General features: G+C 49.7%; 29 protein-coding genes. 17 read left to right on the forward strand and 12 right to left on the reverse strand.

Annotated elements, in window-relative coordinates; translation table 11 throughout:
• Positions 1-11: 11 nt before the first annotated feature.
• The 12 genes from CI070_RS13230 to CI070_RS11400 all read left to right on the forward strand — a co-directional run bounded on the left by CI070_RS13230 (position 12) and on the right by CI070_RS11400 (position 7,027).
• Positions 12-527 (forward strand): hypothetical protein, encoded by a 516-nt coding sequence (locus CI070_RS13230; protein ID WP_143245658.1) that lies wholly within the window; start codon positions 12-14, stop codon positions 525-527.
• 395 nt (positions 528-922) lie between these two features.
• Positions 923-1,117 (forward strand): hypothetical protein, encoded by a 195-nt coding sequence (locus CI070_RS13235; RefSeq protein WP_143245659.1) that lies wholly within the window; start codon positions 923-925, stop codon positions 1,115-1,117.
• Positions 1,118-1,119: 2 nt separating this feature from the next.
• Positions 1,120-1,677, forward strand: coding sequence for an RHS repeat domain-containing protein (locus tag CI070_RS11370; RefSeq protein WP_256943585.1), 558 nt, complete (start codon positions 1,120-1,122; stop codon positions 1,675-1,677).
• 3 nt (positions 1,678-1,680) lie between these two features.
• Positions 1,681-2,058, forward strand: a complete 378-nt coding sequence (locus CI070_RS13240; protein WP_143245661.1) for a hypothetical protein — start codon at positions 1,681-1,683, stop codon at positions 2,056-2,058.
• Entirely contained in the window at positions 2,051-2,455 is a 405-nt protein-coding gene (locus CI070_RS13245; protein ID WP_143245662.1) for a hypothetical protein, read from the forward strand. Before CI070_RS13240 ends, CI070_RS13245 begins: the two co-directional genes overlap by 8 nt.
• A gap of 350 nt (positions 2,456-2,805) precedes the next feature.
• The gene (locus tag CI070_RS13250; RefSeq protein WP_143245663.1) at positions 2,806-3,117 is read left to right on the forward strand and encodes a hypothetical protein; all 312 of its coding nucleotides are present in this window, start codon (positions 2,806-2,808) and stop codon (positions 3,115-3,117) included.
• A gap of 26 nt (positions 3,118-3,143) precedes the next feature.
• Positions 3,144-3,674 carry a hypothetical protein gene (locus tag CI070_RS11375; RefSeq protein ID WP_143247172.1) on the forward strand — a complete coding sequence of 177 codons (531 nt, stop codon included), beginning with the start codon at positions 3,144-3,146 and terminating at the stop codon, positions 3,672-3,674.
• Positions 3,675-3,798: 124 nt separating this feature from the next.
• On the forward strand, positions 3,799-4,623 hold the full coding sequence (locus CI070_RS11380) for a hypothetical protein (protein ID WP_143247173.1): 825 nt from the start codon (positions 3,799-3,801) through the stop codon (positions 4,621-4,623).
• Complete coding sequence (locus CI070_RS11385; RefSeq protein ID WP_094136730.1) at positions 4,620-5,018, forward strand: hypothetical protein; 399 nt, start codon at positions 4,620-4,622, stop codon at positions 5,016-5,018. Before CI070_RS11380 ends, CI070_RS11385 begins: the two co-directional genes overlap by 4 nt.
• 3 nt (positions 5,019-5,021) lie before the next feature.
• Positions 5,022-5,159 (forward strand): hypothetical protein, encoded by a 138-nt coding sequence (locus CI070_RS14625; protein WP_094136731.1) that lies wholly within the window; start codon positions 5,022-5,024, stop codon positions 5,157-5,159.
• Complete coding sequence (locus CI070_RS11395) at positions 5,147-5,620, forward strand: hypothetical protein (RefSeq protein ID WP_094136732.1); 474 nt, start codon at positions 5,147-5,149, stop codon at positions 5,618-5,620. Before CI070_RS14625 ends, CI070_RS11395 begins: the two co-directional genes overlap by 13 nt.
• Before the next feature lie 366 nt (positions 5,621-5,986).
• Positions 5,987-7,027, forward strand: coding sequence for a glycosyltransferase (locus tag CI070_RS11400; RefSeq protein ID WP_094136733.1), 1,041 nt, complete (start codon positions 5,987-5,989; stop codon positions 7,025-7,027).
• A 48-nt stretch (positions 7,028-7,075) separates the two neighbouring features.
• Here the strand turns inward: CI070_RS11400 and CI070_RS11405 are convergent, their stop codons facing one another.
• From CI070_RS11405 to obgE, 3 genes are all read right to left on the reverse strand, one after another.
• Positions 7,076-8,047 (reverse strand): hypothetical protein, encoded by a 972-nt coding sequence (locus CI070_RS11405; RefSeq protein WP_256943568.1) that lies wholly within the window; start codon positions 8,045-8,047, stop codon positions 7,076-7,078.
• A gap of 180 nt (positions 8,048-8,227) precedes the next feature.
• The gene (locus CI070_RS11410) at positions 8,228-9,385 is read right to left on the reverse strand and encodes a phosphotransferase enzyme family protein (RefSeq protein ID WP_094136735.1); all 1,158 of its coding nucleotides are present in this window, start codon (positions 9,383-9,385) and stop codon (positions 8,228-8,230) included.
• A gap of 30 nt (positions 9,386-9,415) precedes the next feature.
• Entirely contained in the window at positions 9,416-10,468 is a 1,053-nt protein-coding gene (gene obgE / locus CI070_RS11415) for a GTPase ObgE (protein WP_094136736.1), read from the reverse strand.
• 504 nt (positions 10,469-10,972) lie between these two features.
• Between obgE and CI070_RS11420 the strand changes: the two genes are divergently transcribed.
• Together CI070_RS11420 and CI070_RS11425 are read left to right on the forward strand one after the other, a co-directional pair.
• Positions 10,973-11,563: an FHA domain-containing protein gene (locus CI070_RS11420; RefSeq protein WP_094136737.1), complete on the forward strand. Its 591-nt coding sequence runs from the start codon at positions 10,973-10,975 to the stop codon at positions 11,561-11,563.
• Positions 11,564-11,841: 278 nt separating this feature from the next.
• Entirely contained in the window at positions 11,842-12,714 is an 873-nt protein-coding gene (locus CI070_RS11425) for a glycoside hydrolase family 16 protein (RefSeq protein WP_179218447.1), read from the forward strand.
• A 291-nt stretch (positions 12,715-13,005) separates the two neighbouring features.
• Here the strand turns inward: CI070_RS11425 and ilvE are convergent, their stop codons facing one another.
• On the reverse strand, positions 13,006-13,872 hold the full coding sequence (gene ilvE, locus CI070_RS11430; RefSeq protein WP_094136739.1) for a branched-chain-amino-acid transaminase: 867 nt from the start codon (positions 13,870-13,872) through the stop codon (positions 13,006-13,008).
• A gap of 207 nt (positions 13,873-14,079) precedes the next feature.
• On the opposite strand from ilvE, the gene typA reads away from it, so the two are divergent.
• Positions 14,080-15,915 (forward strand): translational GTPase TypA, encoded by a 1,836-nt coding sequence (typA, locus tag CI070_RS11435; RefSeq protein ID WP_094136740.1) that lies wholly within the window; start codon positions 14,080-14,082, stop codon positions 15,913-15,915.
• A 402-nt stretch (positions 15,916-16,317) separates the two neighbouring features.
• On the opposite strand, the gene fbaA is transcribed toward typA, so the two are convergent.
• From fbaA to CI070_RS11455, 4 genes are all read right to left on the reverse strand, one after another.
• Entirely contained in the window at positions 16,318-17,349 is a 1,032-nt protein-coding gene (gene fbaA / locus CI070_RS11440) for a class II fructose-bisphosphate aldolase (protein ID WP_012419773.1), read from the reverse strand.
• A gap of 300 nt (positions 17,350-17,649) precedes the next feature.
• Positions 17,650-18,939 carry a diaminopimelate decarboxylase gene (gene lysA / locus CI070_RS11445; protein ID WP_094136741.1) on the reverse strand — a complete coding sequence of 430 codons (1,290 nt, stop codon included), beginning with the start codon at positions 18,937-18,939 and terminating at the stop codon, positions 17,650-17,652.
• A 3-nt stretch (positions 18,940-18,942) separates the two neighbouring features.
• On the reverse strand, positions 18,943-20,055 hold the full coding sequence (locus CI070_RS11450) for an AI-2E family transporter (protein WP_143245665.1): 1,113 nt from the start codon (positions 20,053-20,055) through the stop codon (positions 18,943-18,945).
• A gap of 59 nt (positions 20,056-20,114) precedes the next feature.
• A complete protein-coding gene (locus CI070_RS11455; RefSeq protein WP_094136743.1) occupies positions 20,115-20,780 on the reverse strand; it encodes an HAD family hydrolase in 666 nt (221 codons plus the stop codon).
• 141 nt (positions 20,781-20,921) lie between these two features.
• On the opposite strand from CI070_RS11455, the gene CI070_RS11460 reads away from it, so the two are divergent.
• Positions 20,922-22,226 (forward strand): APC family permease, encoded by a 1,305-nt coding sequence (locus tag CI070_RS11460; protein ID WP_179218449.1) that lies wholly within the window; start codon positions 20,922-20,924, stop codon positions 22,224-22,226.
• 42 nt (positions 22,227-22,268) lie between these two features.
• Here the strand turns inward: CI070_RS11460 and CI070_RS11465 are convergent, their stop codons facing one another.
• The 3 genes from CI070_RS11465 to floA all read right to left on the reverse strand — a co-directional run bounded on the left by CI070_RS11465 (position 22,269) and on the right by floA (position 24,910).
• On the reverse strand, positions 22,269-23,051 hold the full coding sequence (locus tag CI070_RS11465) for a thiazole synthase (protein ID WP_094136745.1): 783 nt from the start codon (positions 23,049-23,051) through the stop codon (positions 22,269-22,271).
• 107 nt (positions 23,052-23,158) lie between these two features.
• Entirely contained in the window at positions 23,159-23,809 is a 651-nt protein-coding gene (locus tag CI070_RS11470) for a hypothetical protein (RefSeq protein WP_094136746.1), read from the reverse strand.
• 51 nt (positions 23,810-23,860) lie between these two features.
• The gene (gene floA, locus CI070_RS11475; RefSeq protein WP_022197821.1) at positions 23,861-24,910 is read right to left on the reverse strand and encodes a flotillin-like protein FloA; all 1,050 of its coding nucleotides are present in this window, start codon (positions 24,908-24,910) and stop codon (positions 23,861-23,863) included.
• Positions 24,911-25,003: 93 nt separating this feature from the next.
• On the opposite strand from floA, the gene queA reads away from it, so the two are divergent.
• Positions 25,004-25,993, forward strand: coding sequence for a tRNA preQ1(34) S-adenosylmethionine ribosyltransferase-isomerase QueA (queA, locus tag CI070_RS11480; RefSeq protein WP_094136747.1), 990 nt, complete (start codon positions 25,004-25,006; stop codon positions 25,991-25,993).
• Between the two features lie 60 nt (positions 25,994-26,053).
• On the opposite strand, the gene CI070_RS11485 is transcribed toward queA, so the two are convergent.
• Positions 26,054-26,716, reverse strand: a complete 663-nt coding sequence (locus tag CI070_RS11485; protein ID WP_094136748.1) for a hypothetical protein — start codon at positions 26,714-26,716, stop codon at positions 26,054-26,056.
• Between the last annotated feature and the right edge of the window lie 51 nt (positions 26,717-26,767).

Below are 26,767 nucleotides of genomic sequence, written 5' to 3' on the forward strand. Positions count from 1 at the left end.
TTTTATCTATCGTGAATACTAATTTCCTATCCTATCAATCCTTTATTGATGCAATGAAGGTTATATATCCTGTATTTCCGCTTCCGAATAATAAACAATTCGAAATATGCATTGATTTGATCAAATCAGAATCTTTTGCGTTACCTGCAATTGAATTTTGTGAATATGTTCATATTCATAAAATAAATTGGTTAAAATGCTCGTGGGAACATGATTTAATGCCACTTGAATACGATACAACAATTTTGCCGAATTATATATTTTCGACATCTTTTCTTAGATATTATTTCCCGGCATGTTTAAATTTAACTATCAAATATTTTTTTGGGGATTATCATAAATATGAAGTTGGGAATATCGATTCATTTGTAGAACATACAATTGATGCTGTTATTGAAAATTATAAGGATTTGAATGAAAGTGAAAGAACGTTGTTGGGAAGAATATTAAAGCTAATAGAAAACAATCCATTTTACGATTATAAAAATGAATGCATAAAATTAAAAGATAAAATTATTAATAATTAGATATAATAATTTATATTGTCATCCTCTCTTCAAGATTGAGAATATAGGATTTCCTTTATTATATTCATCATCATATCTAATGACCGTGTGGCATATATCCGATTTGACGTTTCGAAAGAAGATGTTCAAGCGAACCTCTTCATGTTCTTTTCCAGAAGAAACTACATATCAAATTCTTTCTAATGATTAATATAATATGTGCAGATCTAAATTAGAACAGCAACATTCAATAAGAACGGTCAATGGTTTTTACAAGATCTTGAACTAATAGTATTGTGAAGTAATATTACAATATGATCGGACAACGGAAACGATAACACCCGTATTAAGAAAAACCTATCTGTGAAATCCTCTGGAGCAGGTAGCCACGCGCATCCTGGCCATGAGCCTCTTTGATGAAACGGGAACCTGGGCGGAAGACCTGTACTGCACGCGACCTGTTGAAAAACACCACGGCGCTCTTCGGCATCCGAGCGGGACGCCGCGCCTTGTACGAATACGGCCCGTATGGTAATATCCTCAGGATGGAAGGAATGCCGCAGAGGACAATCCGTTCCGGTTCTCCAGCGAATACGCTGATGACGAACTAGGGCTGGTTTACTACAATTACCGCTATTATAATCCCCAAAATGGCAGGTGGATGAGTAGGGAGCCTGCTGGAGAAATAGATGGATGGAATTTGTATTTTTTTATCAACAATAAATTGACTCAACATATTGATTTTTTAGGATTTCAGGCAATAGACGCGTCTCTGCTTGGTACTGGCCCAACAAATTCCGTCGGCGCAGCTACATTGATAGAACCTGCCAAAGTGGCACTGGCAGCAGGAGTAATAGCAGCGGCTGGAACAGTAGCCATAGTCTCTAAAGAATCCCTTCAAAGATCTATGATGAGAAGCGGAATCAAGGTTGAAGAAATATTAAAAGAATTAAAACATCGGAAAGGAATGTGGGTATGTTACGTTCGAGGAAGCACTCTCCCGACGAAGGAAAATAAAGGAACATGTTGTCCAGAAGTTATTCATGGTTATGGTGTAGGAAAAACTCAAAACATTGCTCATGAGGCTGCAAAGAGATACGCTTCCTCTAGAACTCCCAGGGGATGCACAGCCAAACATGAATCTAACAACTATAAATGTGCGAAATGGTAAAATATGATGGAGTCAATCACAAAATATGAATTAGTTACAACTTTGGAATTCCAACTTGCAACAGAATCTTCTTTGCCTGATTGGATTGTTAGGCTAGATTTGTATAAAACTAAAAAAAATAAGGAAGTTCTTTATTATCCACGAATTTTTAGTCGGGAACTCTATATGATTTCAAGACATGGAAAGCGTTCGGTGTCTCATTGGTTGTGGACAGAAGAATCGTTTAGAGATTTATGCTGGGATGCTCATATTCGGGCAAAGGATGAAGATCATGCAGTACAAATTCTGGAGAGCTACCTCAATCATTGGATCAATAACAGGGAAATACCACCCAATGTAAAAAACTGTATTATAGATGAAAATCCATTAAACCATGGCTGAATTAATTAAATCAGGGAAAAAAATCAGAACGGATTATTATTGGTTCAAAGAATTTTGTTTTTTACCAGATGTAGGAAGAGATATTGAACGATTGAAAATAGAGACGTTTTTATCATGTAAACAAGAGTATTATGCCCGTTGTTTTGTGGAAATGGAAATGGATTTATTCATCATGCATCCCATGATGCATGCTAACGTAGCAGAAAGTATTGAAGTTGAATGTTCCATGATGAGAAATCTAATAAATTCAAGTAGAGCTTGGTCGTGCTATCAGGCTCGGATTCATAGTTGTATTCGCAAGGGGATATTTTTAAAAAATGTTCGTAATTTTAGCGATGTTGTAAAAAAACAGGCTCGTAAAAAACGACGAACTTCTCGTTTCTCCTTTTGCAAGTAGCAATTGAAACTGACGCATGTAGACAAAGAGTAAAATACTAAGATTAGTATCATAAATGAGAGTAGAAGTATATATTCCATTTGAAAATAAGGAATGACAGTTTGCTTCATTTGGTTTTTTAATAGGATAAATGCTTTCTTTAGATACAGTCTCCCGGAAGATTTTTTCAATGATTTGAACTAATGATATTATGAATTTATATTAACGGAGTTGTTGTATCCAGTTGGATTGATGGTTACTGCTGTTGCAGTAACCACCGTAGCCATTACTGAAGTTATTGCCCCAGGAACGACAGAAGAAGTTATTAAAAAATATCTGACAATGTAATTCCTAAAGTCGAGTCAATTGTTGTGCCTGTTTCAAATACAGTTCCCAAAGTAAATTGGGAAAAATTAAAGCGGAAAAAGAAAGAAGCTAAAGAAGCATCTCGAGGTCAATCATGCAAAAAATTATGTATCCCAGAGCATCCAACAGCTTCTGTTTGTGATGAATTTAAGAGACGATCTCAAAAATTAAAAAATGCTGAAGAAGCAAGAAAAATGTATGATTCAAATTGCTTTGATGATGGAGATAACGGACATATAGAGCAGTCTGAAGGGATAGGAAAAGGTGCCGAAAGATGTTGGAATTTATATAAAGAATGCAGGAAAAAATTACTATAATGGTGAATTATTATACTCATAAAAATTTGAATGATATGATTCGGGAAGTGGAAAGAGAATTTCCTTTAGAAAACTCTTTTTTCCCAACAAAAAACATTCGAAGGCTAATAAAGAATCCAAATTATCCGGATGAGGAAGCGACTGAATGTGCTGAAGCATTTTTAAATAAACGTTGGATTGACGTTTCTGCCATCCAATGGTATCATAATTCAGAATTTGTTAATTTTTCATCTAATCGCGCTATTTCCTATTTTTTTCCTTCTATCATAAGGAATTCTTATATGGAAGAAATATCAGGGGTAAATAATTATATGGCTGACTCTGAGGAATGGATGATGAATAAACTTATTGTCGTTTGTTTTTCGGAGAGAATACGTACTTATGTGCAAAAAGAATTAAATTATATATACCGTTCTTATACAAAAAATCAGCTTGAAATTGTAAGGAAGTGGATATTGTTTCAAAATAAAGATAATTATTTTGCAGATAGTTGTGACAACGCTCTTAAAATATTAGATTCGGCAATGAAAAATATTAAAAATGAAAGAAAATGTTAAAATTTTTCAGTAGTAATAATTACGGTATTAGTAAGAAATCGGGGGATAATATGCGTATCCATCTCTATAATCCTAACAGATCTGCAGGAAAAACGAATGCAACATTTATTAATGGAATAAGACAGTGACTATGAATATTATTTATTTATTTTTATTATTTTTTATTTCGGCGGGTAATATTTTATTTGCGGGAAACAATAATATTACCCCGTTGGATGCAGCTGTAGAAACCGCTTTGCATAAGATAAAAGAAATCAGTTCAGATATTGAAATAATAAATAAAAGTCTGTCTACATACATTCCCTTTTCATGTGAAGAGAGAAGTATTTTGCCTTTTCTTGGTTATGAATGTTGGGTTGGAGAACATCCTTGTTTAAAGGCTGAATTTCCTGATAAGTATGATATTTTATTTTTGAAAGCAGATGAAGAAAGAAAAAAATATAATATTTTATTTTTGAATGATAATAAAATATATTTTTATTATATATGTCTTCTTGAAAATAAAATGATGAAACAATATTCTATTATGGTTTCCGATTCTGAAGACGTCGTCAGTAGCGCTTTGATGAAAATAATGAAACAATATAAATTATCAAATATGATTAATCAGCAAGTGTCGTTAGAAAATCTGGAGTTTATAATTAATTTATTTGGAGCATATGGAAATGAAGTTTCTGGAACTCCTCTGGTTGCATACGGATACAATTCAAAAATTTTTGGAGTAGTTTTTGGGGGGCTGTTATTACCACGTGAGGATTCAACAGCCTTTAAAATTTATTCACTATTCAACTCAATGATGGCATATTTTGAGAATTTGAAGAATAATGATATACCTAGATGTGATTCGTTATTTATTAATGGATTAAATTCAAATATTGAAAAAATCATTTTGAATAGTTCTCTCTTTGGAACTGCTAAAACTTTGGATGGTTGTCCCGGGAGCCGATGATGGAAAGGCTTCAGGAAAATCTGTATGGCTATGTGAGAAATTTCCCCAGCGCTTTTATAGACGTACAAGGAAAATTTGGGTTTGCATTGCCGGCGTTGTTGAATCCAGTTGGATTGACAGTTGCAGCTGTTGCAGTAACCACCGTAGCCATTACTGAAGTTATTGCCCCAGGAACGACAGAAAAAGTTATTAAAAAAATATCTGAGAATGTAATTCCTAAAGTCGAGCCAATTGCCTTGCCTTATTCAGATATTCCAAAACCTGGTGATTGTTCGGAAGCAGAACAAAAATATTTACAAGACAAAGTGAATAGAGCAAAGAAAGAGATTGGTAAAAGTGGAAAGTGTACGGACGATGACTGTTGCTATATATTAAAAATGAAAAAGAAAGCATGATTAATGCTTGCTAGTGCTAGGAGTCATATTAATAATAAATGTTTTAAGGGTGGAAATAAAACTCATCAAGAACAAGCGAAAGATGCTTGGAATAATTTATCAAAATGTAAAAAATTCATAGAAGAAAAATGCAATTATTAAAAAAAGAATCTTTAGAGATAAATTTTCCGATATTGCCGATTCCAAATAACATTAAAGATGAAAATGAATTTGGAGATATAACATATATTCAAGGGAAATCGTGGATATCTTTGAAATCTAATGATTGTAAGTATATATGGGATTTTTTTCCTGTTTTCAGCAACGAGGCTTTTAGATATTATTTGCCTGCTGTTATTTATATTTCATTTGAAGATCTGATTAAATTTCAAAAATTGAAAGATTCAGATCTCTTAGTAGATTGCACATGTCAGAATATGATCGGTAGAATGCGTGACGATTTGGATATATTTAGAAAATTTTCTTTTATCCAGTTGCAAACTATCCGGGAATGGCTACTTGATCTTGGCGAGGAGAATAGCGGACTTAATCCATATGACTATAAAGAATGCGTTACTTGGTTATCACTATTAATAGAGGAGAAGAGCATTGAAACTATATAGAGTAATATTGTAATTATTTTTTTCTTTGTTATCAATGGATCCGGTTTAAGAGTTATAAAAAATTATCATAGTTCAATAGTTATTCAGCATTGGCAAATTGGAATGATCGATTTGGGCAAGAGGAAAGAAAATCATTCATAATGATATGAAAAAAGTCGTCTATGAAGAGAAAGCCCTACTGTCGAAGAGACGGTTCATCTAACAAATGGCAATAGTTAATAATACGGAATTGTTTACTTTAGTCTTGTTTTATTGATTTTTTCGGATCAATTTATTGATTGTCAATAGTTAAAGTGTTCTGGAAACCTTGCGGCAAGACTATTCCATGCAGTTCCGGGGAAATATCATTCAGGCATGAATTAATTAATGGCATATTCTCTCTACATCATTGGATTTCCTTCACTTTACGGCGGTGCGGGGGCCGAGCTTTATCACCAGATTAAGGTTTGGAGACAGATGGGGGTGGAAATGCATCTTATCCCCACCCAGAAAAATGCACACGGTGCTGGACTTTATCCGGAGATGGTGAAATTGGGTGTTGCGGTGCATGAAGGCTATGATTGGGAGGCCATTCCGGCAGGGGCTCCCGTCATCAGCTTCTGTAATGAAGAGTTTTTAGCTGCTCTACCGAAGATACGAAAACGGACGGGGAGGACAGTTTTCGTCAATTGCATGACCTGGCTTTTCGGCAGGGAAAAGGAAGCCATGAGGCGGGGAGATATTTCCCTGTTTCTTTATCAAAATAGCAACGTAATGGGAAACGTCATGCCACGCCTGAGGGCTTTAAATCCTGATCCGGCCATCCGGTTCATGACGTTTAGACCGTATTTTGATGCGGCAGATTTTCCTTTTGTTGCAGGGCGTTCCACGGACTGGTTTGGAGCCGGACACATTTCCCGGCAGGATGAAGATAAGTTCAGCAAGGATACGTGGCATATTTACGAGCATTTTGCTTCTCCTGTCCGGAAGAAGGGCACGTTTCTCGGTTTTGATCGGCGGAGCGAGGCGAAGACCGGCAGGCCTCCCGATTGGGTGGAGACTTTCCATGATCAAAAGTCTTTGTCCCAACAGGAGTTTTACCGGCGCTGCCACATCGTTTTGCAACCCACCGATACGACGGAGAATTGGCCGCGTGTGGGTTTTGAGGCCATGGCAAGCGGGAGTGTGCTTATTGTGGACAGGCGCGGAGGGTGGGAACAGATGGTGGAACACGGGAAGACCGGATGGCTGTGCGAATGCCCCGGTGATTTCATCACGTACGCCACTAAGATGGCTTGGGAACCCCACTACCGGGAGGACATGGCCGCCGCCGCCCGTGAGCGGGGCATGACCCTGGGCGGGAAGGAAGCTTCCATGGAAAGCTGGCGGGAGGTGTTTGAGGCAATCAGCCGGATACCGGATTCGTGAGTGCCGCTTTTGCTCTGACCGGAATGCTAACCGCTTCCTCTCTGTGGGTCAGATGAGCCATGTGCCGTATTGGCGAAGGTTTTTCTGCCTGTTCATGCTGTAGGCAATGATGTATTTGAGAAGGTCTGCTTGGGAGTAGCCGTGTTCCGCGGCCGCCAGGCAGATGGATCCGCTTTTACCCAGGTGGCAGCAGATGTTCATTTCCAGAATGCGCCGTTCTCCCGTCTCGGAGTCGATTCTGTAGTCGATGCGGAAATAGTCCATCGGCCCCAGAGCGTTCCAGATTTTCCGGACGTCACTGGCGATGTCCTGCTCCATATCCCGGACGGAGACCAGTTGATAACCCAGATGGTCGTGCAGTTTCAGGTCTTCCGTGATAATGCTGCCCGGTTTGTCGGATTTCGGCTGCACATATCCCAGGATGACGGGGTTTTCCCCGCCCAGTACGGGAACGGTGACGTCAATGCCTTCGCAGTATTGTTCCACGAGCACTTCGTGCCCTTCTTCCATCAGGCGCCGGGCACATGCTCCCACGGCTTTCCATGAGCTGCAGATGCTGTCTTCCCGGATGCCGCCGGAAGCGGCTCCAAAACGCTTTTTGACAAAATAGGGTCCAGGGAAGGGCGCCTGGGCCGGAATGCCTTTTTCCCCGGAAAGTCCAATGCCTTCCGGAACGTTTAATTCCAGGGAGCGGAACACCATCTTGGTCAGCAATTTGTCTTCCGCTATGGCGCGGATGTTGGGAGGGGCGCCCAAGTAGGGAATCTGAATGAATTCGCAGTAGGAGGAAATGAATATTTCAGGCCTGGACATGGCGAATCTGTTCATCAGGGAGAATACGTAGTCCACGTTTCCTTTGGCGAATTGGACGGAATAGGGTTTGGAGGAGGAGACGACGTCGTAGCCTATGTCCTGAATGGCTTTATAAATGTTGTAGTGGTATTGGGGATAGCCTCCATTGCCGGTGTAAGGTTTTTTGGAAAAATCGGGAGCGTCGGGTGCATATGGAGCCAGGAACATGATCCTTGCCGGCTTGCCATATTGATTGAGTTGGATGTCTGGTATTTCAAACATGGCTTGTGGCTGTCGCGTGCAATGTTTTTTGGATTATGGAACTGGCCGCCATGTTCAAATATAAAAAATAAGGGACGGCATAGCCGTCCCCGGAGGAGGTGGAATAGAAAGGGGAGAATCTCTTCCTTATTTTTTGGACATTCCCCTGGCGACGCGCTGAACATATTGTTCCATGGCCGGAAGTTCCTGTTCAATGCATTCCACCAGTTTGAGCTGCGTACGGCAACGGATGAGATTGTGATTAGGGCGCGAGACCTTGAAGTATTGGTCTCCTTCCAGATAGTCCGTCAGGAACCGGATACCTATTTCCAGCGTGATGAGTTTTCCGGAGAAGGCGAGCTGGTCTATTTCCGCCTGGGTGAGGAAACCGTGGGCAGCGGTCAAATAGCCTTCTACAATGGATTGGAACATGGGCATGCGCATGCGCACCTTGTCCAGATCTTCTTCGTCTTCTTTTGTAGGCGGAGTGACGGTGCGCACCATATCGCCGAAGTCGTAAAGCACCAGACCGGGCATGACCGTATCCAGGTCAATGACGCAGACGGCGTGGTCGGTGTCCTCATCCAGCATGACATTGTTGATTTTGGTGTCGTTATGAGTGATGCGGGTAGGAAGCACGCCGTTTTTCTGAAGATCCAGCAACCGGTCCACATCCTGCTCACGGGCTTTGATGAATTCCAATTCAGGCAGACAGGAGGAAAGACGTCCCTGAGGATCCTGTGCCGCCACTTCCATCAGGCGGTTGAAGCGGTTCCGGGTATGATGGAAGCCAGGTATGGTTTCCACAATGTCGTCCGGGTTCATGTCACTGACTAAATCCTGAAAGGAGCCGAACGCAAACCCGGCCTGATAGGCCTGGCGGGTGTTTTCCACCACATCGTAAGTGTGGGTGCCTGCCAGGTAGTTATAACAGCGCCAGATACCGTCGCCGGGAATGTCAATGTAGTTGCGTCCTCCTCGCGCCGGATAGAGGTTGAGGGTTTGCCCGGCAGAATGTTTTATACGACGCAGGACTTTCCAGTTGATGTGACGCGTCACTTTTTCCACATTGCGCATGACTGCTTTGGGGTCTTTGAAGACGTAATCGTTGATGCGCTGGAGGATGTAGGAGTCTTTTCGCCCGTCGCTTTTACGATAGGTGGCCTTGTAAGTGGTGTTGATGTGCCCGCTGGGGATTTCCTTGCCGATGACGAATTCCCCTTCAATGGCGAAGAGGTCTCCAATTCCGGCGATGCGGTTCAAAATCTGGTCAGGGTCTGTCGTTACGGAGGGATGGTCAGTCATGTCTAATTTTGAGAGAGTTGAGTGAAGGAGTTAACGAATGAATTTGTAACCTACAAGCTCATCAAGCTTGCTTTTGAGACGGGAAACACCGTCCCCGTTGAGCGCGGAAATGGGGATGACGTCCACTTTCGGAAAACGCATGCGGAAGTTAGTCAGATTTTCTTCCGCTCCTTCCAGGTCCATTTTGTTGGCGACGACGAACCAGGGCTGTTTGGCCAGGTCTTCGCTGTACAGTTTAATTTCCGTGCGGAGGTTCTGAAGGTCTTCAATGGGGTCGCGGCCTTCGCTGCCAGCCATGTCCAGGACGAAGACGAGCACTTTGCAGCGCGTGATGTGGCGCAGGAATTCATGCCCCAGGCCTCGGTTGTTGTGCGCGCCTTCAATGATGCCGGGAATGTCCGCCACAATGCAACGGCGAAAGCTGTCGAATTCCACCACTCCAATGATAGGCTGAAGCGTGGTAAAAGGATAGCTGGCTACTTTGGGCTTGGCTTCCGAAATGTCTCCCAGCAATGTGCTTTTGCCCGCGTTGGGGTAGCCTACCAGCCCGGCGTCCGCAATGCGGCGCAATTCCATGAAGAAGACGCCTTCCTCCCCTTCCGTTCCCATCTCGGCTTCCGTAGGCGCCTGGTTGGTCGCGGAGCGGAAATGCCAGTTTCCCTTGCCGCCGAGGCCTCCCTGGCACAACGTGAACCGGGTGCCGATTTCCGTCAGATCCGCGATTTTTTCCAGTTCAATGCCTTCACCTTCCCGTTCCAGCCAGGTTGCCTCCGCCATGGAGGAGGCATTGCTGCGGTAAATAATGGTGCCGGGAGGCACTTTCCCGATGACGGATTTGCCGTTCTTGCCATGTTTCTTGGCGCTTTGGCCGCCTACTCCGTCTGTGGCGATTAATTTGGGATCATAAAAAAAAGAACGCAGGTCATTCGTGTGCGGATCTACTTCCAGAATGACGCTTCCGCCATCGCCTCCATCACCGCCGTCCGGGCCTCCCTTGGGCACGAATTTGGCCCTTCGGAAGCTGACAAGCCCGTTTCCTCCCTTTCCTGCCCTGGCGAATATGCGGATGTTGTCAACGAACATGTTCTAAATATGAATCATTTTTCTTCAAAACGCAAGACATGTGCAGGACTGCACGGCTTTTCCATGGTGTGGGCCGCTGATTTTTCCGATGCGCCGGAAGGCTTTTTGATGAAAAAGGAGTTCATATTCATCATGGAAACTCCGGATGTTTTTACGATGGCCCGCCCGGATGGGTTTGTGCCGTGCCGGCTGTTTTCACAGCAATAGATGAAGAAAAGATTCCTCCTGTTAAAGAAACCCGGGGATAGCGGCAACATGCCGCTTTTTTATTGGCGCCATGCAGTCTCTGCGCGTGACGGACGGAGAGGGGCCGGGAGTAAAAAGGCTTCATGCCGGAGGAGGGGCGGGAAAAACAGAAATCGGGGAGTATGGGGCCGTAGCATGAATCCGCATGGAATTCTGTCTCAGAGAGAAGGAGGATATGGACGTTTCTTCTTATACGTGACGGGGGAACGGTCTTTTGGATTGAAAATGAACATGGGCGTGGCATGATTCCCGGAAATCATGCCACGCCTTTTCATCTACCTTCCCGACGGTTCCGAAAAAACCATAGTGCTTCCGAAGAACGGTGAATATTTCGCACGCATCGGACGTGACGAGCATTGCGAGATAGCGCTTCCCTTTCAGTCGGTTTCCGGAGAGCATGCTTTGCTTCAGTTCAAGGAAGGGGGATATGTCCTGGAAGATCTTGGCTCTACTAATGGGACTAAAATCAACGGCCTGACGCCGATGGGCGCCGTCACTCTTTACGATGGCGATGAAATCGCTCTGGGGGATGCCAGGCTCCGGTTTGCAGAAGAGCCTTCTCCGGGATTTCCTGCCGAATCTTCTGGAAAGGAGGAAAAGGCCGCTCCTTCGGCCGCCATGCGGAATTTGCAGCAGTTGGCGGATGAAGCCGCCCGTACGACCCGGAATCATTATTTATGGATGTCCCTTTATGCCGTCCTGATATTTTTTCTGGCTGTTTTTGCCGGATTAACCTACAAACATTACAGAGTGACGGGCGAATTGCTGCCTCTTCAATGGCTGGGTATTGAATCTCCCAAGGCCGCCTTGAAAACCATGTCTCTTCACCAGGCGGAAAACGGCATGTAATATTGACCGGAATTTCTCAGTCCTGCCATTTTATGAACTGGCCAGGATGTCTCCTGATATGCGTTCCACATCCGGGAACAGCGTGAAAGGAGTGACAACGCTCTGTTCCAATTCCAACAGGTATTTTCATTTTGCATGGTATTTCATCATTTGGCAGGAGAAAGGAGGCGTGAGACCCCGGATAGATGTATTTTGTTTGAAAGGCTGCGGAATCAGGTGCAGTATTGCTCCGTATGAAGAAGAGCCTGTTTGCCGTGTTGTTGACTGCATGCCTTTGCATGTCTGTAAAAGGAGAAGACTCCAAACCACCGAAGACCCTCCCAGGCGGGTGGGTTTATGTCTGGGGTGACGAGTTCAATGGTTCCAGGATAGACGCCAAGAAATGGAAGCCGGAGTTGGGAGTAATCCGCAACCAGGGATCCCAGCAGACTTATACAGGCCGGCCCAAGAATATGAGACTGGAGGATGGCTGCCTTGTTTTGGAAACCCATTTTGAAAAGTTCGCTAATATCAATTACAAAAAAAGTTCGGCGGATTGGATCAAGAATACCAAGTTCATGCCTTATACCTCCGGTTCCGTTACGACGATCAAGACCAAAAATTTCATGTTCGGCAGGCTGGAAGTGCGTGCCAAGGTTCCCAAGACCAAGGGCATCTGGCCAGCTATCTGGCTGCTTGGCAAGAATAAATGGGGCTGGCCCGCCAACGGAGAGATTGATATGCTGGAGAATATTTCCCAACAGCCGGATGTGGTTTATTCCACTTTCCACTTAAGTCCGGACGGCGTGTCCAATAGGGATGCTTCCCGCGGAGGGACGGTGAAGATTGATCATCTTTCCGATGATTTTCATACTTATGTCATGGAATGGGACAAAGATTCCATCAAGTTGATGGTGGATGACAAGCTGGTGAAGTCCATTGACCTGAACACCACCAATTATGCCAATGGGGCGGGTAATCCGTTCCGTACGCCGTTTTACCTCATTCTCAATTCCGCCGTGGGCGGCACCTGGTGCGAGAAAGCTCCTCAAGACGGGCAAGGGTATCCTGTAAAATTCCTGATTGATTACGTTCGATTCTATCAGACGAAGGAACATGCCCGGCAAGCCAAGCAGTTTGATCCGGAAACCGGCCTGCCCAAAAAGAAATAGCGTTGCTTTTCCGGGTTGAGGCATGTCCGGCGCGGTGGCCGGACATGCAAGATGCCGCTTGCCTTGTTACGTCACAAGCGGAGCGGTTCTTAGTGTTTGAGCTTTCTGCTGCATCTCGGGATGGGGAGGCCATGAAAGCTGCGGGCTTTTATTTCCAGAGGAGCCTGCCGTATTGCCGCCTTGGGAATGTGTTTACCTGTGTTTTCTTTTTATATTTACGCAGTAACGCAAAAAAACGGCTCCGCCGGATGACGGGACCGTTTTCTTTAATCAAAGGGGGAGATGCCGATTCTAGCAGGATGTTCCCGTGGTCTGGGTCAGTTCCTGGAAGCGGGCCAGGATTCGGGCCGTGACAGGACCGATTTTTCCAGAACCCAACTGATAGCCGTCCAGTTTGGTTACGGGAACGCACTCCGCAGCAGTACCGGTCAGGAAGCATTCATCCGCACAGGTGATGGTAAAGCGGTTCATGGTTTTTTCCTTCGCCGGGATTTGCAGTTCCCGGCAGATTTCCAGCACTACCCGGCGCGTGATGCCGTCCAGGCAGCCGTCTGTAACTGGCGGCGTGAATACGGCGCCGTCCTTCACAATGAAAATGTTGTCGCCCGTGCATTCGGCCACATTACCCAGGTCATTCAGCATCAGGGCTTCCGCCGCACCCTGGCGAACAGCTTCCATTTTGGCCAGGATGTTGTTGAGATAATTGAGCGACTTGACCTGCGGACAGACAGTATCCGGACGGTTGCGCCGTACGGAACTGGTAATCAGGGCCAGTCCGTTTTCATATACGGCCGGATCGTACAGGGAGATTTTATCCGCAATGATGAAGACGCAGGAACGTTTGCAGTTGAATGGGTTGAGTCCCAGATTGCCGACGCCGCGGGTAACAACCAGACGGATATAGCCGTCGTTCAGGCCGGAGGCAGCGACCGTTTCACATACGGCGTTGGAGAGTTCTTCCTGAGTGTAAGGAATATCCAGCAACAGATAATGGGCGCAGTCGTACAGGCGGTCCATGTGGTCTTCCAAGCGGAAAACGCGTTTGTTATAGAACCGGATACCTTCAAAGATGCCGTCTCCGTAGAGTGTGCCGTGGTCAAAAACCGAGGTTTTCGCTTCTTCTTGTTCCACCAGCTTTCCATCTAACCAAATCTTCATTGTTATCTAGAATTGAGAAATTACTTGTGCCCAAGCAGAATACTCCTATTTCAGGAGGGGGGAAAGCTATAAATGCACCGGAGGAACATAAAAGTTCCAGCACTTGCGGCAATAAGGGCAGGGTGACTTGCAAATGCTGAAAATATAAGCGGTATTCATGGAGCAGGCTTGACATTTATTTTCCAGTGTTTTTAGCTCTCGCGCGCAATGTCAGACCCTTCCAAGTTCCGCAACCTCGCCATTATCGCTCACGTTGACCATGGGAAGACGACCCTGGTTGACCAACTTTTGCAGGCGGGGGGCGCCTACCGTGCCAACCAGGCCGTGCAGGAACGCGCCATGGATTCCATGGATCTGGAACGAGAAAAAGGCATCACGATCAAGGCCAAGAATACATCCATCCTCTGGAATGGGTACACGATCAACATTGTGGATACTCCCGGCCACGCGGATTTCGGCGGGGAAGTGGAGCGCGTGATGAAAATGGTGGATGGCGTGCTTCTGGTGGTGGACGCTTTTGAAGGGCCGCAGGCCCAGACGCGTTTTGTGCTCCGCAAGGCCCTGCAGGAAGGGCTGATGCCCATTGTCGTCATTAACAAGATTGACCGTCCGCATGCCGATCCCGCCGCCGTGCATGACCAGGTGCTGGAGCTTTTTCTGGAGCTGGGCGCCACGGATGAACAATTTGAAGCCCCCTTCGTGTACGGTTCCGCCCGCGACGGCTACTTCATGAATTCCATGGAAGGGGATCCCCCCGTGGACTGCACGCCTCTTTTGTTCAAGATTGTGGAACATATCCCCGCTCCGAAGGATGCCGATCCGGAGGGTGAATTCAAGATGCTCGTTTCCAATATTGACTGGGACGATTATGTGGGCCGTGTGGCCATCGGGCGCATTACTTCCGGCACCGTGAAGAAAGGGGATACCGTGTGGCTCCATCAGAGCGACGGCTCCTGCATTTCCGGAAAAGTGACCCGCATGTTTGAATATTCCGGATTGAACACTACGGATTCGGCCATTGGCGTGGCAGGCAACATCGTAGGGGTGGCGGGGTTTGAAAACGTCAACATCGGGGAAACCCTGGGCGGTTCCGCGGATACGGAGCCCCTGCCATTCGTGGCGATTGATCCTCCTACCATTTCCATGGAATTTTCCATCAACAACGGGCCTTTCGGGGGACGAGACGGCAAGAACGTGACTTCCCGCGTGATACGCGACCGCCTGATGAGGGAAATGCGGACGAATATTTCCATTCAGGTGGAAGATACGGACAAGGCCGGCGTTTTCTCCGTTTCCGCCCGCGGCGCCATGCAGATTGCCGTGCTGGTGGAGACTATGCGCCGTGAGAATTACGAACTGTGCGTTTCCCGTCCCACCGTGATCATGAAGAGGGATGAAAACGACCGTCTTACGGAACCGTATGAAACGATGTACGTAGAAGTTCCGGACGAACAAGCCAACGGCGTCATGAAACTCCTTAACGCCCGCAAGGGACAGATGGAAGACATGGTATGCAGGGAAGGCACGGGCCATACGTTCATTCAGGCTTATATTCCCACCCGCGGTATTATCGGGTTTGAATTTGAGCTGGTTAACCTGACGTCCGGCCACGGCATTTTCTCCCACCTGTTCCGGGATTACGGGCCTTACGCCGGGGACATCACGACGCGTACCACCGGCACCCTGGTTTCTATGGAAACGGGCGTTTCCACTCCGTTCGCGCTGGTGGCGCTGGAAGAACGCGGACGTCTGTTCGTGGGGCCGCAGGAAGATATTTACGAAGGACAGATTGTAGGTGAAAACCCGCGGCAGATGGATATGCCGGTCAACCCGTGCAAGGAAAAGCACCTGAACAACATCCGTTCAGCCACGAAGGGAGACGGCATCCAGCTCTCCCCTCCCGTCATTTTTTCCCTGGAGCGTGCCATTGAATACATTGAACCTGATGAACTGGTGGAGGCTACGCCTCATTTTATCCGTTTGCGCAAGCGCATCCTGAACGCCAATGACCGGGTAAGAGAATCCCGCAAAGCTGGAAATTAAGGGGCCTGAAGCGCTGGGGAAAGGTGCCTGTGTTTTACAAGCGGTGCCGAGGTAGAGCCGCGCTGCCGGATTTTCTGTATTCCTCTGAGCGGAGGAATATCCTTGTTCCATTGTAAATATTTCCCTTTTTTCCTGTACGGCTATCGTTTTATATGCCCGTGACTGTTCCCTTGTGGAAGAATGCGTGTTAATGGTCCCCCCCATAATCAATCGGAGGGGGAGGAACCTGGAGGGCAGAAAAGAAGAAGACGGAGAACGGTTCGTTTTTCCCGTCGTCTCAGAGGGATAGATACCCGGTGAAAGTGTTTCCCTCCTTACCCTGCTGGCGGGCTTTTCCACAAAAAATGCCCGGTTTCTTTTAAGAAACCGGGCATGGCATCAAATTCGTTGAGAGAACTCTTTTTAGATTTTGCCAAAGAGGGTCTTGCCGGCGGACATGAGGTTGTCTGCGGCTTCCTGAAGACGGGCGGCGACTCCCTTTTCACCCTTGGCGAGATAGGAGCGGGGATCGTAATCCTTCTTGTTGCCCACTTCACCGTCAATCTTGAGCACTCCGTTGATGTGTTCGCACATATGGGAGACGATCGGGCGGGTGAAGGCGTATTGCGTGTCGGTGTCGATGTTCATCTTGACGACGCCGTAGGAAACGGCTTCGCGGATATCGGAAAGTTCGGAACCGGAACCGCCGTGGAAGACGAGGGGCATGCGAGCCGCTTCGCCGTGTTTGGCGACCACAGCTTCCTGGCCGTCCCGCAGAATGCTGGGTTTCAGCTTGACGTGGCCGGGCTTGTACACGCCGTGCACGTTGCCGAAAGTGGCAGCCAGCATGAATTTGCCGAGGGGAGCAAGGGCTTCATACGTCATCAGCATGTCTTCCGGAGAGGTGTAAAGCTTGTCGGCGGGATGGCCGGAGTTGTCCACTCCGTCTTCTTCTCCGCCCACAACGCCGATTTCGATTTCAAGAACGATGCCCAGTTCGGCGCATTCCTTCAGCAGTTCCCGGGAAAGCTTGAGGTTTTCCGCCATGGGAAGCGTGGAGGCGTCCAGCATGTGGGAATTGAAGAGGGGGGCTTCACCGCGTTCCACGCGGCGGCGGGATTCGGCGATCAGAGGACGCAGGAAGGTATCCACGTGTTCGGGCTGGCAGTGGTCCGTGTGGAGGGCCACAAGAACGTTGTGCTTTTCAGCCAGACGGCGCGTGGCTTCCGCCAGAACAATGGCGCCAAGGGCGGAATTGCCTACGGAGCTGCCGGAGGCGAATTTGCCGCCACCGATGGAAACCTGAATGATGCCGTCGCTTTTGGCTTCGGAGAAAGCGCGGAGGGCGCCGTTGATGACTTCGATCGTGGTCACGTTAACGGCCGGATAGGCGTAGCCTTCCTTTTTGGCCGTTTCAAGCATGGTAATGTATTGTTCTGGTGTGGCTATTGGCATAACGGGGATATGATAGGTGTTTTTTTCCGGGAGGGCAAGGCTGAACTCAGGTGCACGCCGGGGTTGCGGCGCTCTTGGGGGCATGTTCATGTCCGGCGCATTTTTACTTGCGGTCGAACCGGTCCTCCGGAGTCCGTACGGCAGTGGCGTGCGGCGTTTCCGGAAAGGGCTCCGCGTGGACTGGCGGACCTGAAAATGCTGCTTTGTTTTCCGCTCAGTACGGCTGAAAGGAGATGCCCCTCCTTCGTTTTGCCGTTAGAAGGGCATCCCGTAGTAAAGATGGGGGTGGGATGAGAGATATTATTCCGGAATGGATTCTCCTCGGATGAGGTCTTCCCAGCTTTGGCGGTTACGAATGACGTTCCATTGGTCCCCGTCCACCAGGACTTCTTCCGCCATGGGCTGTGAATTGTAGTTGGAAGACATGGAAAAACCATAGGCTCCGGCGGACAGTACGGCCAGAAGCTCTCCCTGGCGCACATCCGCCATGTCCCTGTTCTGGGCAAGGAAGTCTCCTGATTCGCAGATGGGACCCACGACATCCGCTGTGACGCAGGGTTCTGAGGGGTGTTCTTTGACCGGAATAATTTCATGATATCCCTGGTAGAGGGCGGGGCGGATAAGGTCGTTCATCCCTGCATCCACAATTTTAAAGGTTTTGGCTTTTCCGGTTTTTTCATACAGGCAACGCGTGATGAGCGCTCCTGCATTTCCTACGATAAGACGGCCCGGTTCCACAATAATGTGTAATCCCAGCGGTTGCAGTGTGGGGACGACGGCCTGGGCGTACGTGCTCAGCGTGAGCTGAGCGCAGTCCTCATTCCACCATTCCTGAACGCCGGAATCCAGCGTGCCCTGGTAAACGATGCCAATGCCTCCGCCGATGGATAAGAATTCAATGCCGTATTTTTCTTTCAGGGAAGCAGCCAGGGGGGCAACTTTCCTGACGGCTTCCAGGAAGGGGTTCGCCTGGGTGAGCTGGGAGCCGATGTGCATTTGCAGCCCTTTCAGATGCAGGTTCGGAAGCTCGCGCGCCGCCATTTCATAGAGGGATTCAATGCGTTCGAAATCCACGCCGAATTTATTTTCAGCCTTGCCGGTAGTAATGTATTTATGCGTTCCCGCCTCTACGTTGGGATTGACGCGCACGGCTACCGGGGCTTTGACTCCCATGGAGGCGGCAATGGCGTTAATGGCGCGCAGTTCCGCTTCGGATTCTACATTGAAGCAATAAATGCCCTGGTCCAGGGCATAACGGATTTCCTGCTCGGTTTTTCCCACGCCGGCATAAGTGCATTTGGACGGATCCCCGCCGGCTTTGAGAACGCGGAAGAGTTCTCCGCCGGAGACGATGTCGAATCCCGCCCCGTTGCGGGCCATGAGGCTCAGGATGGCGATGTTGGAGCAGGCCTTGACGGCGTAGGCCACTTCCGCGTTAAGCGGCGCCAGAGCTTCCCTGAGACGGTGAAAGTGGTTTAAAATGGTTTGTTTGCTATAAACGTACAAGGGTGTGCTTTCCTTGTCCGCCAGTTCCTGAAGGTTGACGTTTTCACAGTAGAGCGTGCCGTTTTTGTAAGCGAATGAATGCATGGATTATTCCTTGGTTGTGCTTTCGTTGGTTTTCCCGGAATGGAGAGGAGGGAGAGGGAATCTGGGAGTGGGAGGGTTGTCGATGAGCTGGGCGATCCAGGCGAGATCCTTGGAGCTTTCCAGCCCTAGTTTAATCAACATGGTAATGGGTACGGCCAGCAACATGCCGATGGGGCCCCATACCCAGCCCCAGAAGATGACGGAGAGCAAAACCATACTGGTCACAATGCCGAATTGCCGCCCCAGAAGCATGGGTTCCAGGCAGCTCCCCAGAGCTGTGTTGATCACCAGGTAGCCGCCGGCTACAATGATGCCCGCAGTAGGGCTGATCAGGAGCATGGCAAGAAGCGTGGGGGGAATAGCAGCGATGATGGAGCCGAAGGTGGGAATGAAGTTGAGGGCGAAAGCCACGATGCCCCACAGCAGCGGAAAGTCCACGTTCATGTAATAGCAAAGCAGGAATGCCAGAAGCCCTGTAACTGCGCTGATGAATGTTTTGATAATCAGATATTTCTGAACTCCGGCCAGAGCTTTGGAAAATTTGCGGATGCCAGTGTCGCTGTTATGCCCAAGCTTGTTGATGTTCGCACGGAAGCGGGGTGCTTCCCCCAGAAAGAAGGTCATCAGGATCAGAATCAGGGTAGTGAAGGTCAGCATGGAAGCCAACTGCCCCATCACCCCTGTGGAAAACGCCACGATGCGCTGCCCGTTGAGCAGATCCGGAAGTTCCTGAAGCATCTGGTCAGCCAGGTTGTTCCAGTCCCGTTCAATCAGGAAAGCGCGAAGTTCATGAATTTTCTCCATCATGAGGGGCTGGTATTTGACCGTGGCCGTTTTGGCTAAATCCTGCCCCAGATATTGGGCCAGATAGCCCAGGCCCACCAGAATTCCAAAGTCCATGATGACCGTGAAAGTCACCGCCAGCCAGTGCGGGAAGCAAAGTCGGCCCTTGAAAAAGGTCGTCAGCGGATAACTGACGATTGCCAGAAAGCTGGACAGAACAATGGGCAGGAGCACCGGTTTCCCCGCCTGCAACCCGGCCGTGATGACAATGACACTGGCGAGCATGAGCAGAACTTTCAGGCCCTCTTTTCCGGATTCTTTCTGGGAAGTCATGGAAGGATTGATGTGAACGGGGTGGATAGCAATAGCCTGTTTTCTGTGGGATTGCAATCTTAAAGGCCTTTATTCCCATGATGTTCCCGGAAGAAACGTTCCAGGTCTTCAAAACGGGTCAGGAGAAAGTCCGGCTTTTTTTCCCTGAGGCCGTTGATGTCCGCCTCCGCAGCCCATCCTGCGGCGAGAATGCGGATAGGGACAGATCGGCATGCGTCCACGTCTGTGGGGGCGTCTCCAATATAGATGGCTTCCGAGGCAACGGAATTCAAACGGGCCAGAGCCCGTTTGATGCGATCCGGTTTTACGCCTCCCTCCGGGGAACCTGTTTCCAGAATGGGAAAGAATTCGGACAGATGGAAAAACTGGAGGGATATTTCCGCGCTTTCCAGACGTTTGCCTGTGACCATGGCCAGCCGAATGCCGAGGTTGCGGAGAGTGTTCAGCAGTTCGGCTGCTCCGGGGAAGGGGACGGGCGCCAGGTCTGCGTGCAGCTTGCGGTAATAGTGAATAAATAATTCCCTGCCGCGTTCATGCAGTTCCGGTTTCCCGGGAATCAATTTCCGGATAACTCCCAGATCGTCCGGGCCGAATTGGAGTTCAATTTCTTCATCCGTCAATATTCTGCCGTCCAGCTTCCGGATAGCGCGGCGGAAAGCCTCCCGGCACAGGGGTATGGTGTCCGCAAGAGTTCCGTCAAAATCAAAAATGGCGGTTTTGATCATCAGCCGTACCCTACATGCCGACAACGGCCGGTTCAAGGGGAAAGCCGTGCCGGAATAGTCATGATGAAACTGAATCGGCAGGACGTGTCATCCCGTGCGGAAAGGTCAACGTTTCATTCCCGTAGTCTTTCTAAATCCCTTATGTACGGGAAGACCCCAAAAGAATATCTGTCCCTGTGGAGCGTCATCGCGCTGGGAATAGGGTCCATGGTGGGAGCGGGGATTTTCGCCCTCATGGGGCAGGCAACCCTGATGGCGGGAAAAAACGTGTACTGGTCCTTTTTTCTGGGAGGCGTTGCTGCCCTGCTTTCCGGGTACACTTACGCCAAACTGGGGTCCCGTTATCCCGGTTCCGGAGGAATTATGGATTATTTCAACGAAGCTTTTTCCCATAAAACCCTGTCCGGCGCATTGACTCTTATTTATCTGGGGACATTGGTCATTACCGTGGCCCTGGTGGCCAAGTCCTTCGGGGCTTATGCGTCCCGCCTGTTTTTGCCGGACAGGGCAGTCACCATTTATTCCACGGCCCTTTTTGCCAGTGTGGCTATTTTGCTGCTGGGAGCATTGAATATGGGGGGAGCCAGGGCCGTCGGAAAGTCGGAAGTGATCATGGTCGCGTTCAAGTTGTTGATTTTGACTGTTTTAATGCTTGCCAGCTTCGGTTCTTCCGTGCCAGTGGGAGCGGATTCCATTCCGGTGAAAGGGCTGGACGGTTTGCTGGGCAGCGTGGGATTGACATTTTTCGCGTTTGCCGGCTACGGAATGATGGCCAATACGGCGGGCAATCTGAAAAATCCTTCCAAAACGCTGCCAAGAGCCATTTTTCTGGCTATTGGCCTTGTGCTGGTCCTGTATTTGATCCTTTCCTATGTAGTACTGTCCAACGTTCCGGCCACTTCCCTGGAGAGCCATACGGAAACAGCCGTGGCTCAGGCCGCTTATCCGGTTTTAGGCATGTGGGGCTTCATGGCCGTATCCGTAGCGGCGCTCATTGCCACGGCATCAGCCATTAATGCCACCATGTTCAGCATGCTGGACATTTCCCGGGCGCTGGCGCGCAACGGCCAGCTGGGAGCTATTTTTAAACAGCCTTTCTGGGGACACGGGACGGAGGGGTTTTTCTATCTCCTGCTGGGGATTCTGGTGATGACGAATGCCTTTAATCTGGTAGCCATCGCCAATCTGGCGGGGGCCTGTTTCCTGATCAGCTACCTGGCGGTGTTTGTCGCCCATTGGCGGCTCCGGAAAGAGACGCGGGGAAATGTGCTGCTTATCATCCTGGGCTTTCTTCTGATGTTGTTTATTCTGGGGGCGTTCTTTTACCAGATGTTCTTTAGCCAGCCTTACCTGATTCCGCTGATTGTGCTGTTTGTGGCCGCCTGTTTCATTCTGGAATTCCTGATACGCAGAAAGATCGCGAAAAATGCTCCTAAAGTTTCTTGAGCCGCAGGTGAGGGAGAAAACCGGGGCCCTTTTCCGGCCTTTTTAATGCAGGAAGGACGTCAGGGGGCTGGTGGCTGCGGCTTTGGAGGAAACGGCGGGAAGGCCGGCCAGATAAGCCGTGCGTCCGGCCCGGCATGCCAGCGCGAATGCCTCCGCCATGGCGGAGGGAGAGCCGGAGGCGGCGATAGCCGTATTGACGAGCACGGCATCCGCGCCCATTTCCAGAGCTTCCGCCGCGTGGCTGGGCGCTCCCAGCCCGGCGTCCACCACCACGGGGACAACAGCCTGTTCAATGATGATGTTAATCAATTCCCGGGTCAGAACTCCCTTATTGGTGCCGATGGGGGCGCCAAGAGGCATGACGGCCGCCGCTCCGGCTTCCTGGAGGCGTTTGGCCAGCACAGGGTCCGCATTAATGTAGGGAAGCACGGTGAAGCCTTCCCTGACCAGAATTTCCGCTGCTTTCAGCGTTTCAATGGGATCCGGCATCAGATACTGGGCGTCCGGGTGGATCTCCAGCTTGATCCAGTTGGGCAGTCCGGCTGCTGCCGCCAGACGCGCCAGGCGCACGGCTTCTTCTGCCGTAGTCGCTCCGCTGGTGTTGGGGAGCAGGAGGTATTTTTCCGGATCAATGAAATCCAGAATATTGGCGGCGGGATCGTGGGACCCCGTCAGATCCGCCCGGCGCAGAGCCACCGTCACAATTTGGGAGCCGGAGGCTTCCAGAGCTTCTCTCATGCTCTCATTGGAAGAAAATTTCCCCGTTCCCATCATCAGGCGGGAGGTAAACTGACGTCCGGCTATCTGCAAAGGTGTGTCTGTCATTGCGGAATGGAAAGTACCTCTGCTTGCCTCTCCAGGCAAGGGAGAATGGATAGAAAGGGAGCGCATGACGGCTGGCCGGAACATAATCCGGGAAGAAAGGCCATGCTTTATTCGCCGCTGAAGGAAGCGCTTCGTAAGGCTCTGGGTTTCCCAAGGATTTCCTGATAAAGAACAGCCGCTTTCAGGGAGTTGGGGTGGTGCAGGGAATTTTTCAGGGAAAGAGATTCCACTGCGGCTGATGACGGAAGAAAACCAGGCTGAGGTTCCTTCCTCCCGCTCTTTTGCAAACGTTGCAGAGCTTCCTGTTCCGCATCGGAAAGGGAGTGGATGGACTGCCGGGCTTCTTCCGTAGCTTTCACATAGCGTTCCAGTACATTTTGCGCCGTCTGCCGGGCAGCTTCCACAGGTTGAGCGGCTTCTGGCGTAGGGGTCTGCCGTGTTTTGCGGGTCACGGCGGGGGAGGGAAGCTCTACAGAAGAGGCTGAGGGGCGCGGTGCGCGGGAAGGTGTAGCAGATTGATTCGGCTGGATTTGCCGCGGCTGCGGCTTGGTTCGGCGCATTTCCGCAATAACTTCCTTGACGCGTTTTTCATGATGGTCCTCCGTATTCGGAACAGGCGGTTCCTCATCCTTTTCATCCGGTTTCAACAATTCGATTACTTTTTTGATGAGAAAAATCACCCCGACAATCAGCCAGAACCAGAGTTTCAAGCTATTGTCGTCACCTCCGGAGGCGAGCATGTATGCCGGTAAATCCATAAAGAATAAAGGCTTCCGAAAAAGAACCTGCCTTTCCGGAAGCCGGGGAATTTATTTGATGGAAGAGGGGGAAGTATCCGGTTGGGCGATGGAATCTCTCATTTTAGTATCAGCCACCACATTTTGGTAACGGGCGTAGTCCAGCACTCCCAGATTGCCGTTGCGGAAAGCTTCCGCCATGGCCATGGGAATCTGTGCTTCCGCTTCCACCACCTTGGCGCGCATTTCCTGCGTTTTTGCAGCCATTTCCTGTTCCGTGGCTACGGCGGCGGCGCGGCGGACTTCCGCTTTGGCCTGGGCGATTTGTTTGTCCGCTTCCGCCTGCTCGGCCTGGAGGCGTGCGCCCACGTTGCCGGCTACGTCCACATCCGCAATGTCAATGGAAAGCACTTCAAACGCCGTGGCGGCATCCACCCCCTTGTCGCTTACGGTGCGGGAGATCACTTCCGGCTTTTCCAGAACATCCTTGTAGGAGGGGGCGGAACCTACGGCGGAAACGATGCCTTCCCCAACGCGGGCGACTACCGTTTCTTCCGTGGCGCCCCCTACGAAGAGATCCAGGTTGGTGCGCACCGTTACGCGGGCGCGCACCGCCACCGCGATGCCGTCACGGGCCACCGCCGTCAGGCGCGTTTGGCCGGAGCTGGGGTTCGGGCAGTCGATGACCCGGGGATTAATGGAGGTGCGCACGGCTTCCAGCACGGTTTTGGAGGTGCCCTTCACGGCCAGGTCAATGGCGCAGGCGCGGTCGTAACTCAGCGGGATGCCGGCCTTTTCCGCCGCAATCAGGGCGAGCACGCAGTCCACAATGTCACCGCCGGCCAGAAAATGGGCTTCCAGTTCATCCGTGCTGATGTCCAGACCTGCTTTGGCGGCCGTAATGCGGGTGTCCACCACCAGAGGGTAGGGCACTTTCCGGAGCCACATCCCCAGCATGTTGCTCATGGAGACGGGCGCTTTTGCCAGACGGGCGCGCAGCCATGTTTTGAAGAATTTGGCGATGATGGCGAAGAAAATGACCAGAAAGATAACGAGGACGACGACCAGAATGGTTCCCCACGCGGTCGCGTTGGAAATGTTTGCCGACAGCAAGTTGTTCATGTGTCCTCCCATACCATATGAGCCGAAGCGGGGTAAAGATATAATTGCGTTACCTGCGGTTAAAGGTATTGACCTTTCAGTGGATTCGTGGCAATGCACTTGGCCGTGCGCACCATTGATTTTGATTATCCGCTGCCGGAAGAACTGATAGCGGACCGTCCCCTTCCGGATCGCGCCGCGTCCCGGATGATGGTCATTCATCGGGATACGGGCATGATTGAGCACAGGCATTTTTGCGATTTGCCGGAGTATGTGCGGGAAGGGGATCATTTTATCCTGAATGACACCAGAGTGGTTCCGGCAAGATATTTTTCCAACGACGGTTCCATTGAAGTAGTGCGCGCAGAGGCGCTTAATCCCCTCTTATGGAAGTGCATGGTGCGTCCCGGCCGCAAAATGAAGCTTGGGCGTACGATTGTCATCGGGGAGGCGGTAGGCATCGTGGAAGACATTGATGGGGAGGGATACCGCCTCATCCGGTTTGACCGGGAAGTGGATGAGGAAAAATACGGCCGCCTGGCTCTTCCCCATTACATGAACCGGGAAAGCGACCCCTCCGACAAGGAGCGTTATCAGACCGTTTACGCCAGGCATGAAGGGGCCATTGCCGCCCCTACGGCCGGGCTGCATTTCACGCCGGAGCTGCTGGCGTCCGTACCTCATGATTTTTTGACCCTGCACGTGGGCGTGGGAACATTCCGTCCCGTCAAGGCGGACAGGATTGAAGACCATCAGATGCACACGGAGCATTTTTTTCTTCCTGAAGCCGCCGCCCGGGCGGTCAATAACGCCAGAAGGGTCATTGCCGTGGGCACCACCAGCGTGCGGGTGCTGGAACATGTGGCGACGGCGGAAGGTCTGCCGTTGAGGGAGTGCGCCGGTTCAACGAACATCTTCATCTATCCTCCCTACAACTACAAGGTGGTGGACGCCCTGATCACGAATTTCCATTTGCCGCAGAGCACGCTGCTGATGCTTGTCAGCGCTTTCGCGGGCAAGGAACTGATCATGAAAGCCTATTTGGAAGCTATCCGGGAACGGTACAGATTTTTTTCCTACGGAGACTGCATGCTGATTCTGTAACATCCCGGCGGTTTTTCAAATGTCCTTTGGAAAAAGCGCGGATGTTTGTTAAAGCCTGTTTTACGAAGGGCGCTGCGGACGGAGGGATGGCGGCGGAACGCCGCCCGGAGAAGAATGGGGATGCTGTCTTCTTCTGAATTCCAGCAGGCTCCTTCCGTGGTTCCTGAGTTCGCGGAGGGTAATCAAGGCATGCAGTATTTCTTCCAGCAGAATATGCATCATGTTGGCATAATGGCGGTCCGTGCTGTTCCGGCACAACCGGGGGAAATAGGAGGCTTCCAGCTCTGGAGCGTTCCATTTATTCCGGATGATGCGTCTTCTGCGGGAGGCCCGCGGCCAGCAGGGATATTCCCGGTCCCTCAAATAAAGAAGGTAGCAGTCTTTCAACATGTCGAGCTGGAAGGTTGCGCCGGCGCATGCCGGAAGGGAGATGAAGGGGTGCATGTCTTTTACCCCTTCCAGCGTCATGTGGATGGTTGTTTCCGCAAGCACGGTCCAGTAGAGAATGGGCTCCGTGACGGAACGGCTCCTCCTGCGGAACCGCAGGTAGAAATGGCGGCTGAGTTCCAGGGCTGAAAGGGCTTTGATATAATGCGCCAGGACCGCCCGGCCGTATTGGCGGAAAATGAACTGTTCCAGTTTTTGCTGGAGTGGGGCGTCTCCCATGGCCATTTCCTTCTTGAGAAGGTTCCACAGCTCCTTGAATATGGCATCTTCAGGCATAGATTAAAAAACAATTATTTCCAATATAAAATAAATTAATTCATGGAAAAT

It is taken from the genome of Akkermansia muciniphila (genome assembly GCF_900184965.1).
Lineage (GTDB): Bacteria > Verrucomicrobiota > Verrucomicrobiia > Verrucomicrobiales > Akkermansiaceae > Akkermansia > Akkermansia muciniphila_A.

What these genes read in the sequence shown, in the direction of transcription:
- CI070_RS11425 (WP_179218447.1), top strand. Translation starts at nt 11,842, where the DNA reads ATGTCTGTAAAAGGAGAAGACTCCAAACCACCGAAGACCCTCCCAGGC.
- CI070_RS13235 (WP_143245659.1), top strand. Translation starts at nt 923, where the DNA reads ATGAAACGGGAACCTGGGCGGAAGACCTGTACTGCACGCGACCTGTTG.
- CI070_RS13245 (WP_143245662.1), top strand. Translation starts at nt 2,051, where the DNA reads ATGGCTGAATTAATTAAATCAGGGAAAAAAATCAGAACGGATTATTAT.
- CI070_RS11460 (WP_179218449.1), top strand. Translation starts at nt 20,922, where the DNA reads ATGTACGGGAAGACCCCAAAAGAATATCTGTCCCTGTGGAGCGTCATC.
- CI070_RS11400 (WP_094136733.1), top strand. Translation starts at nt 5,987, where the DNA reads ATGGCATATTCTCTCTACATCATTGGATTTCCTTCACTTTACGGCGGT.
- CI070_RS13240 (WP_143245661.1), top strand. Translation starts at nt 1,681, where the DNA reads ATGATGGAGTCAATCACAAAATATGAATTAGTTACAACTTTGGAATTC.
- lysA (WP_094136741.1), bottom strand. Translation starts at nt 18,939, where the DNA reads ATGCATTCATTCGCTTACAAAAACGGCACGCTCTACTGTGAAAACGTC.
- CI070_RS11385 (WP_094136730.1), top strand. Translation starts at nt 4,620, where the DNA reads ATGATGGAAAGGCTTCAGGAAAATCTGTATGGCTATGTGAGAAATTTC.
- CI070_RS11455 (WP_094136743.1), bottom strand. Translation starts at nt 20,780, where the DNA reads ATGATCAAAACCGCCATTTTTGATTTTGACGGAACTCTTGCGGACACC.
- CI070_RS11470 (WP_094136746.1), bottom strand. Translation starts at nt 23,809, where the DNA reads ATGGATTTACCGGCATACATGCTCGCCTCCGGAGGTGACGACAATAGC.
- CI070_RS11405 (WP_256943568.1), bottom strand. Translation starts at nt 8,047, where the DNA reads ATGTTCCTGGCTCCATATGCACCCGACGCTCCCGATTTTTCCAAAAAA.
- queA (WP_094136747.1), top strand. Translation starts at nt 25,004, where the DNA reads ATGCACTTGGCCGTGCGCACCATTGATTTTGATTATCCGCTGCCGGAA.
- obgE (WP_094136736.1), bottom strand. Translation starts at nt 10,468, where the DNA reads ATGTTCGTTGACAACATCCGCATATTCGCCAGGGCAGGAAAGGGAGGA.
- CI070_RS11395 (WP_094136732.1), top strand. Translation starts at nt 5,147, where the DNA reads ATGCAATTATTAAAAAAAGAATCTTTAGAGATAAATTTTCCGATATTG.
- CI070_RS11485 (WP_094136748.1), bottom strand. Translation starts at nt 26,716, where the DNA reads ATGCCTGAAGATGCCATATTCAAGGAGCTGTGGAACCTTCTCAAGAAG.
- floA (WP_022197821.1), bottom strand. Translation starts at nt 24,910, where the DNA reads ATGAACAACTTGCTGTCGGCAAACATTTCCAACGCGACCGCGTGGGGA.
- fbaA (WP_012419773.1), bottom strand. Translation starts at nt 17,349, where the DNA reads ATGCCAATAGCCACACCAGAACAATACATTACCATGCTTGAAACGGCC.
- CI070_RS11420 (WP_094136737.1), top strand. Translation starts at nt 10,973, where the DNA reads ATGCCACGCCTTTTCATCTACCTTCCCGACGGTTCCGAAAAAACCATA.
- CI070_RS11450 (WP_143245665.1), bottom strand. Translation starts at nt 20,055, where the DNA reads ATGACTTCCCAGAAAGAATCCGGAAAAGAGGGCCTGAAAGTTCTGCTC.
- ilvE (WP_094136739.1), bottom strand. Translation starts at nt 13,872, where the DNA reads ATGAAGATTTGGTTAGATGGAAAGCTGGTGGAACAAGAAGAAGCGAAA.
- CI070_RS14625 (WP_094136731.1), top strand. Translation starts at nt 5,022, where the DNA reads ATGCTTGCTAGTGCTAGGAGTCATATTAATAATAAATGTTTTAAGGGT.
- typA (WP_094136740.1), top strand. Translation starts at nt 14,080, where the DNA reads ATGTCAGACCCTTCCAAGTTCCGCAACCTCGCCATTATCGCTCACGTT.
- CI070_RS11465 (WP_094136745.1), bottom strand. Translation starts at nt 23,051, where the DNA reads ATGACAGACACACCTTTGCAGATAGCCGGACGTCAGTTTACCTCCCGC.
- CI070_RS11410 (WP_094136735.1), bottom strand. Translation starts at nt 9,385, where the DNA reads ATGACTGACCATCCCTCCGTAACGACAGACCCTGACCAGATTTTGAAC.